Origin of the sequence: Rudanella lutea DSM 19387, assembly GCF_000383955.1 — a bacterium.
Taxonomy (GTDB): Bacteria; Bacteroidota; Bacteroidia; order Cytophagales; family Spirosomataceae; genus Rudanella; species Rudanella lutea.
This window is the reverse complement of sequence record NZ_KB913013.1, coordinates 3,987,370-4,004,971: the sequence shown is the minus strand read 5'-3', so window position 1 is coordinate 4,004,971 and position 17,602 is coordinate 3,987,370. Positions and strand designations below refer to the sequence as shown.

Annotated in this window: 14 protein-coding genes; 7 read left to right on the top strand and 7 right to left on the bottom strand. The window is 49.6% G+C overall.

Features of this window, described 5'->3' with window-relative positions:
• Window positions 1-56: 56 nt before the first annotated feature.
• The 4 genes from smpB to RUDLU_RS0116565 all read right to left on the bottom strand — a co-directional run bounded on the left by smpB (window position 57) and on the right by RUDLU_RS0116565 (window position 4,689).
• Window positions 57-518, bottom strand: a complete 462-nt coding sequence (gene smpB, locus RUDLU_RS0116585) for an SsrA-binding protein SmpB (protein ID WP_019989532.1) — start codon at window positions 516-518, stop codon at window positions 57-59.
• Between the two features lie 548 nt (window positions 519-1,066).
• On the bottom strand, window positions 1,067-1,666 hold the full coding sequence (locus RUDLU_RS0116575; protein ID WP_019989531.1) for an OmpH/Skp family outer membrane protein: 600 nt from the start codon (window positions 1,664-1,666) through the stop codon (window positions 1,067-1,069).
• A 157-nt stretch (window positions 1,667-1,823) separates the two neighbouring features.
• A complete protein-coding gene (locus RUDLU_RS0116570; protein WP_019989530.1) occupies window positions 1,824-2,177 on the bottom strand; it encodes a hypothetical protein in 354 nt (117 codons plus the stop codon).
• Between the two features lie 55 nt (window positions 2,178-2,232).
• A complete protein-coding gene (locus tag RUDLU_RS0116565) occupies window positions 2,233-4,689 on the bottom strand; it encodes a penicillin acylase family protein (RefSeq protein ID WP_019989529.1) in 2,457 nt (818 codons plus the stop codon).
• 183 nt (window positions 4,690-4,872) lie between these two features.
• Here RUDLU_RS0116565 and RUDLU_RS0116560 point away from each other — a divergent pair, with 183 nt between their 5' ends.
• The 5 genes from RUDLU_RS0116560 to RUDLU_RS0116540 all read left to right on the top strand — a co-directional run bounded on the left by RUDLU_RS0116560 (window position 4,873) and on the right by RUDLU_RS0116540 (window position 12,946).
• Entirely contained in the window at window positions 4,873-5,775 is a 903-nt protein-coding gene (locus RUDLU_RS0116560) for a glycerophosphodiester phosphodiesterase family protein (protein ID WP_019989528.1), read from the top strand.
• Window positions 5,776-5,840: 65 nt separating this feature from the next.
• Window positions 5,841-7,367 (top strand): GH3 auxin-responsive promoter family protein, encoded by a 1,527-nt coding sequence (locus tag RUDLU_RS0116555; RefSeq protein ID WP_019989527.1) that lies wholly within the window; start codon window positions 5,841-5,843, stop codon window positions 7,365-7,367.
• 22 nt (window positions 7,368-7,389) lie between these two features.
• Window positions 7,390-7,740 (top strand): single-stranded DNA-binding protein, encoded by a 351-nt coding sequence (locus RUDLU_RS0116550; protein WP_019989526.1) that lies wholly within the window; start codon window positions 7,390-7,392, stop codon window positions 7,738-7,740.
• Entirely contained in the window at window positions 7,730-8,821 is a 1,092-nt protein-coding gene (locus RUDLU_RS0116545) for a tyrosine-type recombinase/integrase (protein ID WP_019989525.1), read from the top strand. The genes RUDLU_RS0116550 and RUDLU_RS0116545 overlap by 11 nt, the downstream gene beginning before the upstream one ends.
• Window positions 8,822-8,989: 168 nt before the next feature.
• Window positions 8,990-12,946, top strand: a complete 3,957-nt coding sequence (locus RUDLU_RS0116540) for a sacsin N-terminal ATP-binding-like domain-containing protein (protein WP_019989524.1) — start codon at window positions 8,990-8,992, stop codon at window positions 12,944-12,946.
• 181 nt (window positions 12,947-13,127) lie between these two features.
• Here the strand turns inward: RUDLU_RS0116540 and RUDLU_RS0116535 are convergent, their stop codons facing one another.
• Window positions 13,128-13,619: a flavin reductase family protein gene (locus RUDLU_RS0116535; protein WP_027303137.1), complete on the bottom strand. Its 492-nt coding sequence runs from the start codon at window positions 13,617-13,619 to the stop codon at window positions 13,128-13,130.
• A gap of 168 nt (window positions 13,620-13,787) precedes the next feature.
• Between RUDLU_RS0116535 and RUDLU_RS0116530 the strand changes: the two genes are divergently transcribed.
• A complete protein-coding gene (locus tag RUDLU_RS0116530) occupies window positions 13,788-15,029 on the top strand; it encodes a 4-hydroxy-3-methylbut-2-enyl diphosphate reductase (protein WP_019989522.1) in 1,242 nt (413 codons plus the stop codon).
• A 5-nt stretch (window positions 15,030-15,034) separates the two neighbouring features.
• Here RUDLU_RS0116530 and RUDLU_RS0116525 read toward each other — a convergent pair whose 3' ends face one another.
• Together RUDLU_RS0116525 and RUDLU_RS29330 are read right to left on the bottom strand one after the other, a co-directional pair.
• Window positions 15,035-16,714, bottom strand: coding sequence for a glycoside hydrolase family 10-like protein (locus tag RUDLU_RS0116525; RefSeq protein WP_019989521.1), 1,680 nt, complete (start codon window positions 16,712-16,714; stop codon window positions 15,035-15,037).
• 324 nt (window positions 16,715-17,038) lie between these two features.
• Window positions 17,039-17,179 carry a DUF2256 domain-containing protein gene (locus RUDLU_RS29330; RefSeq protein WP_083940590.1) on the bottom strand — a complete coding sequence of 47 codons (141 nt, stop codon included), beginning with the start codon at window positions 17,177-17,179 and terminating at the stop codon, window positions 17,039-17,041.
• 112 nt (window positions 17,180-17,291) lie between these two features.
• Between RUDLU_RS29330 and RUDLU_RS0116520 the strand changes: the two genes are divergently transcribed.
• Window positions 17,292-17,561, top strand: a complete 270-nt coding sequence (locus tag RUDLU_RS0116520) for a TIGR03643 family protein (RefSeq protein WP_019989520.1) — start codon at window positions 17,292-17,294, stop codon at window positions 17,559-17,561.
• The last annotated feature ends 41 nt before the right edge of the window (window positions 17,562-17,602 follow it).

Here is a 17,602-nt window from a genome sequence, read left to right as displayed (position 1 = left end):
GCAGTAGCTGACTCAAGAGTACTGCTTACTGCCCACTGCAAACTGCCTCCTCAAACTTAATACCGCTCGCGCTGCATCTCCCGCGTAACGTCGCGCTCCTTGATACTATCGCGCTTGTCGTACAGTTTTTTACCTTTTGCGAGGGCAATATCGATTTTCGCAAAGCCCCGGTCGGTGGTGTACATACGCACGGGCACAATGGTTAACCCCTGATCTTTTAGCTTCTCCGTCAGCCGCCTAATCTCGCGTTTGGTCAGCAGGAGCTTCCGATCGCGTAGGGGTTCGTGGTTATTGTAGGTACCTTCGGTGTACGGCGAGATATTCATGCTGCGGATAAACAGCTCGTTGTTCAGAAACAGACAGTACGCATCGGTCAGGTTTACTTTCCCCTGCCGAATGGATTTAATTTCGGTCCCCGTCAGTACAATACCGGCGGTGAATGTTTCCAGAAAATGATATTCGAAGGAGGCACGCCGGTTTCGGACGTCCACCTGCTTTACAATGGATGATGATGCCATTTCAGATTGGGCCTCTGGGTTGCTCTACGGTTGCTACCGGCTAAGCAAACACAGAATTTGGGGCGTGAAGATAGACAGAATAGCGAGTATCCTGAACCTTAGAAAGCTAAACGTAAAACAGACGGGGGTGGTTTCGCCTAAAAATACAACTTAGGCTACGGAAGAGTGACGTATAGACGACATCACCATCTAAATAATACATTCCCTTTTTAGGAAGGGGTCGCCCGGCAGGTCGGTGTCTGTTTCGTGTCACAGCCTCAGGACCCAATTCAGTACACCGACCATGCCAAAGCGATGTTGTTTGCTACACGAAAGTAAGTAGCTTACTGGTACATCAATATACGAAATTTAGGGCAAAAAAGATGCCTGTTTCGATGAAAATCGAAAAAAAACCGCTGAAAACCTCATTTTTTACCACTGGTTGGGTTAGATGCCGCACAAAAACTGAAATCCGTATATATACCCCCAATACGTCAAAAATCGCGCCAACAGAAAGGCCCCGTCTCTGAAAATTGACGGGGCCTTTCTGTATTTATTAAGCGTGCTTTTTATTTTTTCGGAGCCGCCTGTTTTTCCTTGTATTCCTGATTCAGGCCGTTCAGCACTTTTGAGGTCACATCATTGCTGGTATCGGCAAACAAGATTCCACCGCCTTTGGTGTAACCGAGTACAAACTGATACTTATTCTGGGCGTTGTACTTCTTCAGGTAGTCGTAAATCTTGTTGTACAACTCTTCGTTTTTCGATTGCTCTTCAACAGCCAGGTTTTGGGCAGCCCGCTCCCGGTACTGCAACAGTTCCTGCTGCTCTTTCTGCAACGAAGCCTCCGTGGCCCGGCCCTGCTCCATCGTCATGGTAGCGGCCCGCTGCTGGAAGAAAGCGGCTTTGTTTTGCAGGTTGCGGCTCCGCGAAGCCAGGTCATTTTCGAGTTGGAAACGCTTACTTTCGAGTACTTTCTGGGTGTCTTTAAAGAAATCGTACTTTGTCAGCAGTGAGTCAACATTTACATACACAATTTCTTTGCCTTTGGCGGCCTCAGGAACCTTAACAGCAGATTCGGCAGGCTGGCGGTCTTTAAAGTGCAGGTAGTACAGTACGGCTACAGCAATGGCTAAAACAACGTTCAGCGCTAATGAGGCATTCTTCACGAGTTGGTAATTAAGTGTTTGTTACAGATTTAAAAACAAAGCTAAGGATTTTAAGTCGATAGTTCTTATTCCAAAGGGTCGACCTTACCAGACGAACAGACACCGGACGACAGACTTCAGCACAGACAGGCAACTCTACGACCGGGCGTCCCGCAATCTAACGTCTGACGGGTTGCCACAGCTGGCGCACATAAAAACCGGCCAAACCTGATACTCCGCCCACCAGCCCGCCAATCAGCGGAGCCAGTGTAACCAGCATAGCGGGCGAGTTGGGCACTTTGAAAAGTAGCTCGCCCAGCCGGGAAGCCAGTACGCCCCCATTCTGAACATTCAGGAAAACAATGTAGGCTGCCCAAACCAGCGTAACGCTGGCCGTGCCTTGCAAAAAAGCGTTACCGGCGGTGGTACTTTGCCAGAAACAGACGCCAAAAGCGATCGGCGCAATAATCCACCACGGGAAAATAAGCTGAGCCAGGGCGCTCAGTAAGGCAATAATCAGCGTTGGTGCCATAATAAAGAGTGTAAGGCTCCGTGAGTTTTTCAGACTCTCTCACGGAGCCGGAGGTTTACTTGAGTGTCAGAGTTTGTTTTACTTTCGGGTGCTGCTCCGTGGCCGTTTGCAGGTAAACCAGTTCGTTAAGTTTACCCTCGCGCCAGGTTTCGATCAGGTTCTGATAAGCAGGACTACCGGGATTCCCCGACTGTCCACCCGGATACACCCCGTAGCCTTTGGGTTTAGGCCCGAGCGCCACCACCATGCGCCACGAGGGGCCGGTACGGGCGGTGGTGGCATTGACCACGGTGCCGCCCCCACCATTGAGTACATCCATTGCGCTAAACGCATCGACGCCCGGCAACAGGTGACGCACATCGGTACTTTTGTGCTTTGCCCAGGCCCAGGCGGGGCTTAGCGGTCCATGTGCCCGTGTCAGCGAATCGCAGGCGGCTTTAAAACTGGCCGTCACGACATCGTTGATGGTTTCGCGGGTGGGCGTAGCCGTATTATCAAACCAACGGGCGGTTGGCTCGCGCTGTAGCATCAGCAACGTCCGGTCGAAGCTTGGGTAGCGCATTGGCAGGGTATCGCCCCCGTCGAGTTCGTCTTTCCAGATCGTTTCCAGCAGTTTCTCCGTCCAGAGCGTGAAAATCGACGGACCGATTTCGTCCGGGTCGTTCCGGCGCGACCACTTGCTCACCGTTTCGTAGGCCAGTCGGGCATCCCCCTGTAGCGATTGGGTTTGTACCAGCGGCAACAAGGTGGGTAAGGCATCGGAAGCACGCAGGTTCAGGTTGTCATTTTGGAGCATCCGCAGGCTGTCGGCGGTTGCGTTGGTCATGGCCGTCAGTCGCTCGTTGATCCGACGCCCACGCTCGGCCGGGGCAAACTGCCAGTTCAGATAATACGGATACGTCCGGTCGGTAGAGAACTGGTTCGCCGAGCTCACAAAATTCCGGGGTGGGTTTTTCACCAATGGGTTCTGATCGGCCGGAATCCAGCCCTGCCAGTCGTGGGCCGGGTTGCTACCGTCGAGAACGAGTTTGCCCTGATTTTTCCACTTGAGGGGGTACTTGCCATTGGGCGAAATAGCAATGTCTTTATCGACACTGGCAAACACAAAGTTCTGGGCCGGGGCCGCGTAGTACATCAGTGCCTTGCGGTAATCGTCGTAGTTATTGGCCCGGTTGAGCAGGTAAAAGCAGCGCAGGTCATTAGCCGCTTCGTGGGCAATCCAGCGGGCAGCGTGGCCCGTTGGAATATTCGGCCGGAGGGCTTTCTCGCCCGTAGCATACACCACCGGACCATGATGCGTGTACCGAACGGTATCGAGCACATCGGGCTTACCCTTTACCTTGTACCGCTCAATGCGCATGGTGGTCGGCTTCCATTGGTTATCGTGCCAATACGCCGACTGCGTGGCGTCTTTAAACTTGATGGTGTAAAAGTCGAGAACGTCGGCCCCGACGTTGGTTACGCCCCAGGCCACTTTCTGATTAAAACCGATAATCACGCCCGGCGATCCCGGCAGCGACACTCCGCACACGTTCATCGTGGGCGTTACGAGCTGAACCTGGTACCAGATCGAGGGCAGGCTGAGCGTCAGGTGGGGATCATTGGCCAGAATGGGATAGCCCGTTGCTGACTTTTGCCCGCCAACGGCCCAGTTGTTACTGCCAATAGCCGGGTTATTCTGCACCAGTCCGGCCTCAAACGAGCGGGCCGTCAGCGTAAGCAGTTGCCGCTGCATGGCCGCATCGGTCGGGGTAGCGGGTACGGGCAGCGGCTTAAAATCCCACTTGGTACCTTCGGGTATAATCGGGCTTTCCAGCGTTGGGTAGTCGGGAAAGAGGTCGGCCACTACGTCGGGGCCGTACTTGCGCAGTATGTTGGTCATGCGCAGGTCATCGGCTCCCATCGCCAGCGTACTCGTCATGAGTTTGAGCAGGTAGGCACACTTGATGGGTGTCCAGGGCTCAGGTGCGTAGCCCAGCATCTTGTATTCGATGGGGTAATTGGCGGGCTTGAGTCCGGCAATGTATGCATTGATACCGGCCGTGTAAGCTTCCACCACAGCCCGCGACGTGGGGTCTTCGAGCATCATTTTTACGGCTCGTTCGGCCCCGAAGCCCATACCCATACGCCGGTTGAAGCGGTCGAGTTCGAGGGCGCGCTCGCCCACAATCTCGGTCAGCCGCCCGGCAGCCGCGTGGGTCTGAAACTCCATTTGCCAGAGCCGGTCGCGGGCAGTTACGTAGCCCTGCGCAAAGTACGCGTCGGCATCGTTCTGGGCAAAAATGTGCGGTACGCCGTATTCATCGTACCGAACCGTAACGGGTTGGGCCGTTCCTTCTACCTCGACCTCCTGATCAAACTCAGTAATAGAGGCACGTTCGGCATTTTGCCAGAAGCCCGTGAATGGGCTCAAAAACGGGCCAAATGCCGGCGCTGGCCCCCATGGCCGATTCAACGCCCACACCAGCCCAACCGCCAACAGGCAGATAAGGATAGCACGAAAAACTCGCATTAGATGGGATTAGTACAGTTTCGTCAAAATGGGTGGCAAATTGCCCATTGTCGTTGGATTCAGCAACTATTAAGTAGGCATTTTTTGAGATTTCCTGCCCGCTGCGTTTACTTTTAAGATAGTAAGTGAGTATCTTTTCACCTCGTTCGGATATACTACCTTTGGAAAACCGTTTCTGCGTATATGCCTTTTTACCTGTTTGTCTGTATGTTCATTGCGCACACACTTGCCGCCCAAAACCCCGCTCTCGACGTGCAGGGACATCGGGGTTGCCGGGGTCTAATGCCCGAAAACACCATCCCGGCATTTCTGAAAGCGCTCGAACTGGGCGTAACGACGCTGGAACTCGACGTGGTAATCAGCGCTGATAATCAGGTAGTGGTATCGCACGAGCCGTATTTCAACGCGGCCATTACCCTCACCCCCGACGGACAGCCGATTAATAAAAAAGAGCAGAAGCAACTGAACCTGTACCGGATGCCCTACGCCGACATCAAACAGTACGATGTAGGCAGCGTAGGAAACCCCGCCTACCCCGAACAGCAACCTGTTAAAACCCACAAACCCCTGCTCTCCGACGTGATTCGGGCAGCCGAAGCCTACCAGAAAAAACTCGGCCGACCGGCCTGTGCGTACAATATCGAGATCAAGAGCGTGCCCTCCGAATACGGTGTTTATCAGCCCGAGCCGGAGCCGTTCTCCGACCTGGTGTATGCTCAGATCATGGAACAACTGCCCCCCGAACGGGTTATTATTCAAAGCTTCGATTTTGCGGTGCTCAAACACTGGAAAACCCGAATGACTGAAGGCAAATACCGGAACGTGCGCCTGGCCGCCCTGGTCGAAAACACGCGGAGTATCGAAAAGAACTTGGCGGAGTTGGGATTTTTGCCCGACATTTACAGCCCATATTTTCGCCTGTTGAGCGGGCGCAAGATAAGTCGATTGCACCAACAGGGTATCCGGGTAATTCCCTGGACGGTAAACCGGGCAGAGGACATGAACCGACTGATTGCCTGGGGTGTCGATGGCCTTATCACTGACTATCCGAACCGATATAGCGAACTGATGCACGATAAACGATGAATGCAGAAACCTGGCTGACCGAATAGTTTTCCTCATCCTACACCCAACCATTCATCCTTCAAACTATGGCACTGCTCAATACGACCCTGAAATGGCTTTTAAGAAGACGCCTGCCGCGTCTGGAAGCTATGATGGCGCACCCGGGTGCGGTGCAGCAACGTGTATTCACCCAACTGATTGGGCGGGCCCGCCGGACCGAATGGGGCAAAACCTACGAGTATAGCAGTATCCGTTCGGTGCGGGAGTTTCAGGAGCGGGTGCCAGTTTCGAGTTACGAAGACCTGTTTCCGTACATTGAACGCATGATGCGGGGCGAAACCAATGTGCTGTGGTCATCGCCCATTCACTGGTTCTCCAAATCGTCGGGGACAACCAACGCCCGGAGCAAGTTTATCCCCGTTTCGCAGGAATCGCTCGACGAGTGCCATTTTCGGGGTGGTAAGGATATGATGGCGCTCTACATCGCCAATAACCCCGACAGTCAGACATTTACCGGCAAGGGGCTTTCCATTGGCGGAAGCCTGCACGAGAACCCGTACAGCAAGCAGGGCGCGGCCGGCGATGTATCGGCGGTGATTATGAAAAACCTCCCGGCCTGGGGTCAGTTTATCCGAACTCCGCCCCTTGAGGTTGCCCTCATGAGCGAGTGGGAAGCCAAAATGGAGCGCATGGCCGAGATTACGTCGCAGGAAAACGTGACGAGTATTCTGGGCGTGCCGACATGGACCCTGGTGCTGCTCGAAAAGATTCTGGCCCGCACCGGCAAGCAGAACATTCTGGAGGTTTGGCCCAATTTTGAGGTGTTTATTCACGGAGCGGTGGCTTTCCAGCCCTACCGCGAACTGTTTCAGAAACAGGTGTTTCCGTCGTCGAATGTCCGGTATCTGGAGGTATTCAACGCGTCGGAAGGTTTTTTTGCCATTCAGGACGACATCCGGCGCATCGGCGAGATGATGGTGATGCTCGACTACGGCATTTTCTACGAGTTTGTGCCCATGGATGAGGTCGATAGCCCACACCCCCGCGCCCTGACCATTGAAGAAGTCGAAGTCGATAAAAACTACGCCCTTGTGATCTCGACCAATGGCGGGCTTTGGCGCTACAAAGTAGGCGACACCGTCCGGTTTACGTCGCTGTACCCGCACCGGCTGAAGGTAAGCGGCCGCACCAAGCATTTTATCAACGCCTTTGGTGAGGAGGTCATCGTTGAAAATGCCGAAGCGGCTATCACTAAAGCCTGCGAAGCCACTGGAGCCATTATTGCCGACTACACGGCCGGCCCCGTGTACATGGGCGAGGGGCAGCACGGCCGACACGAGTGGGTCATTGAATTTTCGACGCCCCCCGATAGTCAGGCCCGGTTCAATCAGTTGCTCGACGAAACCCTGCGGCAGGTCAACTCCGACTACGACGCCAAGCGGTACAACAACATGGTACTTATTGAGCCGCTTATTCATGCCGTACCACGCGGTACGTTCTACCGCTGGATGACCCAACGCGGCAAAGTAGGCGGGCAACACAAAGTGCCCCGGTTGGCCAATTCACGCGAGTATCTGGACGATATTCTGGGGCGTGAGTTGTTGTCTTACTGAACCAATCGCCCAACTAAACCCTATGCGAAGCCTGAATAAAGTGACCCTGATCGGCAACCTGGGTGCCGATCCTGATTTTCAGCAACTGGATGGCAATGTGGCCGTTGCCAAATTCTCACTAGCTACGACTGAAACGTTCAAAGACCGAAACGGCCAAACTCAGTCTAACACCGATTGGCATACAGTTGTGCTCTGGCGTAACCTCGCCGAGTTAGCTCATAAATACCTACAAAAGGGTAGTCTTATTTACTTGGAAGGGAAACTGAAAACCCGTCACTATGACGACAAGGATGGAAACCGACGTTACGTGACCGAAATAATAGGCGAGCAATTGATTATGCTGGACAAGAAAGCTAATGTCGATGCAGAGTGAAATTCCTGATGATTGGCAATTTGAGTTGACAGAACATCATCACAAACCTGTTATTCTCATTCGATTTCCTTACGATAAGGAAGGGCTAACGCTTGTGCGGAGACTGACGGGTGTGCGTTGGAGCCAATCGCGCCGGGCTTGGTATGTGCTGGATACGCCTATGTATCGTCAACGGTTCGGCCTTCAGACGGAACTTGCCGGAAAAGAGGTACTCAGCCAAATTCATCCTGTTAATCAACCTGCCTTAGAGCGATTTATTCAGACACTTCAACTTAAAGCTTATAGTCCCAGCACAATACGGACCTATCGGAATGAGTTTGCTCAGTTGCTTTACTTGCTGAAAGATAAGTTGGTTGACGATCTGACCGTCGACCGTCTACGCGACTACTTCGCTTATTGCATCAATAAGCTCGATCTCTCAGAGAATACGCTGCATAGCCGAATCAATGCCGTAAAGTTTTACTTTGAGAAAGTACTTCAGAGGGAAAGGTTTTTCATGGAAATTCCTCGCCCTAAAAAACGAATAATTCTCCCAAATGTACTGGCTATTAACCAAATAGAGAAGCTCTTTGCACAATTGGAAAACCTCAAGCACAAGACCATGATTTATCTGGCCTACTCGGCCGGGTTACGGGTAAGTGAAGTGGTAAATTTGAAAATCAAGGATATCCATTCCGAACGAATGGTAATTAACATCAGAGGAGCAAAAGGCAAAAAAGACAGAATAGTAGCTCTTTCGGAAGGGATTCTGGAACTTCTACGCAGTTATTACACTACCTACAAACCGACCGACTGGCTTTTTGAAGGGCAATATGCCGGTGAGCCGTATAGCGCACGTAGCCTTCAAAGCCTGTTCCATCGGGCAAAAGAAGCGGCCCGAATCAGGCAGGATGTTACGTTTCATAGCCTGCGTCATAGTTACGCGACACATCTGCATGAAGCAGGTGCTGACATTAAACTCATCCAGGAACTGCTCGGCCACAACGATCTGAAAACAACCCTGCGCTATACGCACGTGAGTCAACGGACACTGGAAAGGATCAAAAGTCCATTCGATGCGTTGAACTTGAAGAAAGGCTAGTGACAATACAAAAACTACGGCACGATAACTACTGCATCAAAAGTTCAAGATAAAAGTAAATAAGTTCAATTAAACACGACAACTACTGCAAAACTTGCGTATATTTGGGAGTTATATGCCATTCTTGGGGACACTGCTAGCTTTGAACTGACGAGCTTTGAATAAACAATGAGTAAACAAACTTTTATACAGGACTTATGTAAAGAGAATTCTACTTTCAGTTCGCCAAGGCAAGCTGAAATGGTTGCAAATTTACTTGACACCGTTTCAAGCGACATCTATTCAGAAAGCCAGCGATTCGTATTTGAGTTGATTCAAAATGCTGATGATGCAGCGAAGGACACAAACAATGTTGTTCATTTTGACTTTCTTCCTAATTGCTTAATTGTTTCTCACAACGGAAAACCTTTTGACGAAAACGATATTATTTCTCTCACAGGAGCAGGTGCAAGCACCAAGCGAGCAGACCCGACCAAGACAGGTTACAAAGGAATCGGTTTCAAATCTGTATTCGGAAAATCAGAACGAGTTACAATTTTTTCAGGCGACTATCAATTTCGCTTTGACAAGTCAGTTCATAAAACAAAACTTCCATGGCAGATAATTCCTATTTGGACAGAGCCAAAAGAATTAGCCAGTGAAATTCAAAACAGCATTTCAAAAAACAAGTTTGCTGTTTCTACCATCATTGAAATTAAGAAGGCAGATGCTTTGCTGAAGGACTTGAATGAATTATTAAGTAATGGACAAATACTCCTATTCCTAAGACGAGTTTCAAAGATTTCAGTTTCCAACAACGGAAAAACAATTTCTTCAATAGAGAAAAAAATAATCAATCAAGATACTTCATTCAATGAGGTTAGTTTGCATAAAGACGGAAAGGAAATTAGTTCATGGCTCACCAAAACATTTGAGAAGATTTCTATTTCCCCAGAAACGAAGGAAGCATTAAAGCAAGACGAGAAAACACCTGAAAAACTTAAAGAAGCGGACTTCACAGAAATATCTTTTGCTGCAAAGATTGAAGAAGGGAAATTAAGACCACTAAAAAAAGAAGAGAGTTTAATTTTTACTTATCTCCCTACCAAAGTTGCTGACTTTGAATTTCCGTTTTTAATTAATGGAAGTTTTCTAACCAACGCTGCAAGAGAAGGACTGCATGAAGATAGAATTTGGAATCAGTGGCTTTTCAAGCTGACTGCCGAAAAAATCCTTGATTGGTTAGAAATACTTGCAAAAGGGAAATTCAAATTTCACATTCTCCAGTTACTTCCAACCAAATTCAGTAGTGTAAATAATGAATTGAAGAACTCATTTGACAATTCATTAGAAAGAGCAGCGAAAGAAAAAACATTTGTTCCTTCAAAGAGTTCAAAACTCCAAAAGCCAGGAGAGATTATCGTTGACAAAACGGGACTTTCAGATTTGACTTTCATTGCTCCTGAAACAGTAATTGATTTCATCAATCAAAAAGAAAACACAAGTTTCAAGACGGATTCATTTGTAAACTCACAACTTCAACGAACTGACAAACTCCGTTCATTCGGTGCAAAATTTTTTGATGCAGAAAATCTTGAATCTTTTTTTCTCTCCCCTATTTTCAAAGACAGTCATCAACCTTCCGAAAATTTTGCACTCATAGAATACTTTCATAAAAAGGCAGCAAAGGAAGAAAGCAAAGAATGGAATGAAAAACTTAAAGCAATTCCATTCATTTATGCGAAAGGAAACAAATTAAAAAGTCCACAGACAGTTTGTTTCCCTTCGATAACTTTTGAAACTGAATTTGGTGAAGGCGTTACAGTAATTCACAGCGAAGTTTATCCGAAGATTGAAAACAACAGCAAGGTTAAAGGTTGGCTTGAGTTACTTGGAGTAAAAGAACCTTCTGATGCCGCCTACCTTGAAAATGAAATCATAGGCAATATTGAAAACTGCATTGAAAAAGACAATTACCTTAAAGTAACACGATACATTTTCAATCAGCATAAGAAAGGTTTACTAAGTGAGTTGCATTACGACCAACTTCAAGACCTTAAACTTTTTACAACGAGTAAAGAGTTCAAAGCAGCAAAAGAATGTTACCTATCTGACTTTTACGAACCTTCATTGAAATTGCAAAAGGTAAATGAAGCAGGAAAGTATGTTTCTGAAAATTATAAGCAGCAAGAAGATTTAGTCAGTGAATGGAAAACACTTTTCTTGAAAATTGGAGTCAGTGAAAACATTTCAATGATTCGGATTAAGACAAATATCAACGGCAACAATGGAATTGAGCAGAGTTATTTTATACAAGTTGGGAACGAGGCAAAACAAGGACACAGTTATCCTCACTTAGTCGGCTCATCAAATTCTATCACCCTTGATAAAATTCGCTATTCAGAATTTGCAAGAGATTACAAATTCTCAAAAGTATTCTGGCAACAAGCTATTAAAACGATTGACCCCGACACAGTGAATCAATACGCTTATATGCCTTGGGGATATTACGGCAGCCAGTGCGTTGTCAAGAATTATTTTCATTGGAGCATTCAGCACTCACAAATATTTCCTTCCACAACGAAGGAGTGCTTAACAGCAGACAAACTTTATATAAACGACAAAGAAATTACTGAAATAGCGGGAAAGTATCTTCCAGTTTTTGATTATGACGAACCATTGCCTGAAGAATGGAGAACTCTTTTGCCGTTCAAAGACAAATTAGATTTAGGCGATTACTTAACAGTGCTTGAAAAAATTGCAGAGCAGACAGAGGAGGATGAGATTCTAAGAAAATACAACCGAAAAAAAATCGGTTTGATTTACAACAAACTTGCTTCGCTGCTTCCGGACTTTTCAGAAGATAAAAAGAAAACCATTTCAGATTGGGCAAATGAAAACAAGTTGCTTTCAGCAAACGGAAAATTTGAGTTAGCAAACGAACTTAAATGGATAAAGATTGACGGCTTCTCAAACGCATCTGAAAAATTAAAAGTCATTCAACTTCCCGAAAATTGCGAAACACAAGCAGCGACATTTGAAGAATTGATTTCCCTTTTTGATGTTCAGATAATTGACAAGTTCACCCCAACATTTGAAAGTAAGAAAATAGATATTGACTTGCATCGCAAACTACAAAACATACTCCCTTACTTTGTTGCAATCATTGAGAGAAAACAATATGCCGACTACACAAAAGAATTTGAACGGCTTTTTTCTTTAGTGTCAAAAGCAGAGTTCTACAATGCGACTTCAATCAAACTTTCATTTACCTACCAGTCAGAAACTATTGAAGGTGAATCACTAACTGTTTTTCAAGAACAGAATAAACTCTACTTCAAAGGGAAATGGAAAAGCCCAATTACAATGTTCAATTTAATTCCTGAACTCTCAACATTGTTGCAGGTTTCGGGATTGAATGACGAGTTGCGACTTCTTTTAGAATTGGATGAATCAGAAATTACTGAATGGCTGACAGGACTTGGATATGATTTGACAGTAGTGAAATCAAAACCTGAATATCAAAAAGCGAAACAGAAAATTGAAATTGCTCCCCCAAAGAAGTTACAACTCACTACAGAAACTGCAAGTGTAGTTTCTGAACCTGATGTTGAGGAGGGATACGAGGAAGAATTTGAAGAAGTAGAATCAAATAGCTTTGAACCCGTTTCAACTCCCAAAGAGTTTGACACATCAAGAATATCTGTAACGAAGAAAACATTTCTCAATGGGAATCAGGTTGCCGAAGCGAAGTATTCAGAAATTCAAAGCAAAGAAGTGCGTGAAGATGTTGGAATTTGGAGTGAGGAATTTGTTTATGAGTTTCTCACAAAAAACAAAAACAATTTCTCTGAAATAGTTTGGATGAACAAAGACGGTGAAAGTGGAATGCCTTACGATTTTAAAGTTGTAGAGAATGGAACAGAAAAATTTATTGATGTAAAAGGAACTCCATCAAGAAGCAAGGATGTAGTTTATCTTTCTCCAAACGAGTGGACGTTTATGTTTGAAAAAGGAAATGATTATTCCATTTATAGAGTTTACAATGCGGGACAGCAGACAGCAAAGATTGAAATCATAGAAAACCCAGGCGACTTGTTGATTAGAGGGAAAATATTTCCTAGCCCTATTACATTACAAGTATGAACGGACAGATTAGAACGGCATATAACATGGGCTTGCCAAAAGCGGGGGTGACGAGCTTCTATGACAGTTTTGTGCTTAACCGAACTTTAGTTTTTCAAATGAATAGCAGTGCTGAAACACCCCGCCTTCGGCAAGCCCCGAAACGTTAAGCCCATATTTTTTGTCAGTCATCGAATTTGACTCAGCCGCGCACCAGCTTCTTTTCTTTAATAAAGTGGTTGGTCATCACCCGCTTGTCGGGGTTGAGCACCACCTGCTTGTCAACGGCGCATACAAACAGCTCGTGGTCGCCGGCCGGTACCCGGTCAATCACCCGGCACTGAGCATACCCGATGGCCTCGGTCAGGTACGGGCAACCGCGTTCATCGATGGCGTAGGGCAGGTTTTTGAACTTGTCTTTATCCCGGCCGCTCTGCTGCCCCAGTTTCCGAATTAGCCCGGTCTGCTCTTCGGCCAGCAGGTTTACATTCAGAATACCGCTTTCGCGCACCAGCTCAATCGTCAGGTCAGGTTCGTAGAGGGCCACCACCAAATGCGTGCCCCCCATAGCGGTTTGCATCACCCAGGTAGCAATGTTCGCATTCCGTCGGCCGGGCCGGTCGGGCGTTTCGGGGGTGCAGGTGGTTATCGAGTGAACGTCGTAATTCTTGTATTTCAGTAATTTACGGGGCATAGCGCGTTTGGCCTTTTTGGTTTGATGGGTCCCGGCTGCGGCAGGCCGCTTTGGGTTTTCTATACGAACAAACAACGGGGGCACAACGTTAGCAAAACAGACGCCTGTATCTTTGTGACTAACTGACGAAACAGAGCCGCCCGCCGGGCGAAAGGCTCTCGACTACCGATGAAATCATTCAACATCCCCGATTACTACCGCAGTACCATTATCACCCCTCTGAAAGAGTTTCGGCGGAAACGCGACAAACTGAAGCGTGACTTTACGCCGACATTGCTCGATTTCGGTCCGGTACGGTTTTATCTGGCCCGGCATTTTGGGTTCTGCTACGGGGTCGAAAACGCGGTCGAAATCGCCTACAAGGCCATCGACGAAAACCCCGGCCGCCGGATTTTTTTGTTGAGTGAGATGATTCACAACCCCGATGTCAACGCCGATTTGCTGAGCCGGGGGGTGCAGTTTCTGATGAGTACGAGTGGCGATCAGCTGATTCCGTTCAGCGAGCTTACCCCCGCCGACGTGGTCATTATTCCGGCGTTTGGCACCACGCTCGAAACCTATCAGCAATTGGCGGCCATTGGCGTCGACATTGAAAAATACGATACCACCTGTCCGTTTGTGGAAAAAGTGTGGAATAAAGCCGCCCAAATCGGCCAGAAGAATTACACCGTAGTAGTGCACGGTAAACCTTCACACGAAGAAACCCGCGCTACGTTCTCGCACAGCAAAGAAGCTGCCCCCACGGTGGTGGTCAAAAATATGGCGCAGGCCGAGCGACTTGCCCGCTACGTCACGGGCGAAGCCAAACCGGAGGAGTTCTTCACGGAGTTCGCCGGGCAGTATTCGGAGGGTTTCGACCCCGCCCGCGACCTGCAACGGATTGGCGTTGTGAACCAGACAACCATGCTCGCGTCGGATACGCAGGGGATTGCCGACTACCTGAAGCGGGTGATGATGACCCAATACAACCTGACCGATGCCGCCGACCGGATCGAAACGATTGAAGATCGATTTGCCAATACCCGCGATACGCTTTGCTACGCCACCAACGATAATCAGGACGCTACCTACGCTCTGCTCGAGTATCCGGCCGACTTGGCTATCGTGGCCGGGGGGTATAATTCGTCGAACACCTCGCATATTGTGGATCTGTGCGCCGAAAAACTGCCGACGTATTTCATCGAATCGGATCAGAAAATCCTGTCGCCAGAGCTGATTCGCCACTTCGACCTGAGCAGCAAGCAGGAAATTGTCACCGAAGGCTACCTGCCTCAGCAGCGGCCCGTTACTATCTTGCTCACTTGCGGAGCCTCCTGCCCCGACGCCGTGGTGGAGGGCATTCTGAACCGGCTCGTGGGCTTCTTCCCCGACGCCAAACCCGTCAGCGCCGTTATGGAAGCCTTTCAGTAGAGAGGCTACTTCCCATTCTGCACCACCGGATTGACCAGCAAAGCCGTTTCGCGGCTCTCGTTGTGCAGCCGGTCAAACGCCGTTACGACGTAGGTGTACCGTTTGTTCGGGTTGGCCGTTTTGTCTATAAACCGCGTATTCGATTCGCCCTGGCAAATGGTCAGAATATACTGCGGATTATCGGTACGGAACTGCCGCTGACGTCCCTCAAACCGATACACCACGTAGTAGCGGGCCCGGTCGCCGTCGGCAGCCGGGGCGGGTTCGTGCCAGAATAGCTCCACGCCCGATGGCGTCGCGGTGGCTTTCAGGTCGCGCACCGGTTCGGGCGCGAGGCTATCCTTCCAGGTCATGGGCGGAATCAGAGCCGGGTATTTGTACAGGTTGTTCTGCAACGAATCGCGAACACCCAGCGGGTTGTCGCGCAGTGATTTGGCACTGAAATACACACTCCCCAGCGTTGGCTTCATGGACCGGGCATACCGCACCTGATTGGGCATCTGCGTGGGGTTATTCCACGACGGTTCGCGTTGGCCACCCTTGCCCACCCGGTACGCTCCGTGCCCGATGTAGAGGTGCCGTTCGCCGGCGTTGCGCGTCCACCAGTCCACCAGTTCGCGGTAGGGTGCCCGCGGGTGGTCGTGCGTGAAGTAAATCTGCGGCACCATGTAATCGACCCAGCCTTCGAGGGCCCATTTGCGCGTGTCGGCGTAGAGGTCGTAGTACGCCTGTCCACCCGACGTAGGCGACCCCTCAGGGTCCGAAGCGGCATTTTTCCAGATGCCAAACGGACTTACCCCAAATTTGACGTGGGGTTTTACGGCATAAATCGAGTCGCGGATTTCGAGAATGAGCTTGTCGATATTCGACCGACGCCAGTCGTTTTTGCTCATCCCGTTGTAGTTGGCCCGGTAGGCCTCGTCGTCGCGCAGGGTTTGCCCGGCTACGGCATAAGGATAGAAATAATCGTCGAAATGAATCCCATCGACGTCGTAATTCCTGACAATATTGGCCACCAGCGAAGCCACGTAGGTACGCACCACCGGCATACCGAGGTTAAACAGCTTACGCTCGCCGTAGCTCAAAAACCACTCCGGCTTGCGGGTAGTAATGTGGCCGGGCGCAATGGTAGCCCGGCGGCTAAACGTACCCCGGTCGAGGTTGAGCCAGGCATGAAATTCCATGCCCCGGTTGTGCGACTCCTCCAGCATAAACTCCAGTGGGTCGTAAAAAGGCGAGGGAGCCAGCCCCTGCTGCCCGGTCAGCCACTCCGACCAGGGTTCCATACTTTTGGCGTAGAACGCATCGGCCGCAGCCCGTACCTGCACCACCACGGCGTTGAACCCCGCCTGCCGCTGCCCGTCGAGCAGCGCGCGGTACTCGGCCTGCTGCTGTTCGGCAGGTAAGCCTTTTTTACTGGGCCAGTCGATGTTGTCGATCGTCGCAATCCAGACGGCCCGAAACTCGCGTTTGGGCGAAGGGGCCACGCTCTGATCGAGCGGCTCAAAAGCCACCGTATCGGCCGGTTTGGGTTTCACAGCCACGGGGGGAGCCGGTTTTTTAGGGGCTGGTTTGGGCACCGGCGCCGGGGGCGTCCGGGTAGGCGCTACAGGCCGTTTGGGGCGACAACCCGCCCAAAAACAAACAATCGAAAGCAGGAAAAGATAACGGAAGAACCGGGGCATTGCAACACTGATTTGTTCCAAAGTTAGCACATTTACCCCGACCGGACTTGCCGGGGAGTCATTAGCGTGGTTATTCTTTGGACAAATACGCCCCGTGGACGTTTAACCTGAAGTCAGCTTTCGGGCGGTAAAATCTGGCTATTAGAGGTGTTGCGTTAGTATCTCTGTTCGGATTACAGTCCCCATTTATACCCTGCCAGTGGTCGAAGACCCCACAACGGAGGTTGCTGGCAGGGGTTGCGGGTATTAGTTGTACAGGTTTGTTTAAACCGGAGATGCGCGAATTGCTGCATTCAACAAACATCTATTGTCCAGTACTCCCGTTCAGCGCCCTTCCCGGCGGCAACGGTCGCTGCAATACACCACATTGTCCCAGTCGCGCTCCCATTTCTTACGCCATGTGAAAGGACGCTTGCAAACCGGGCAGGTTTTGGTCGGTAAATCCGACTTTTTCCGCATTTTCATTTGACATAGCCGCACTTTCGCCCGGCGATTTTACCGGGATACTTAACTTCCGGGGCCGCAGAATAGTTTATACAAAAAACATTGGCCCACAATTAGCCGCCTGTATCGTCTTATGCTTACCCCCGAAGATATTGACCGTGTTATCGAAATGGCCTGGGAAGACCGCACGCCCTTCGATGCTATCGAGGCTCAGTTTGGTCTTACCGAACAGGAGGTTATCAAGCTCATGCGGCAGGAAATGAAGCCCTCGTCGTGGCGTATGTGGCGGGCACGGGTGCAGGGCCGCGCCACCAAACACGCTGCTCGTTCGGCGGCTGACGATCACCCGTTTAAGGCCAATCGCCAACGGCAAATCAGCCACAATCGTGTGAGTAAGCGGTAAAGCATACCGTTTGGTATATGACGATTTAGCTGTAATTTTGT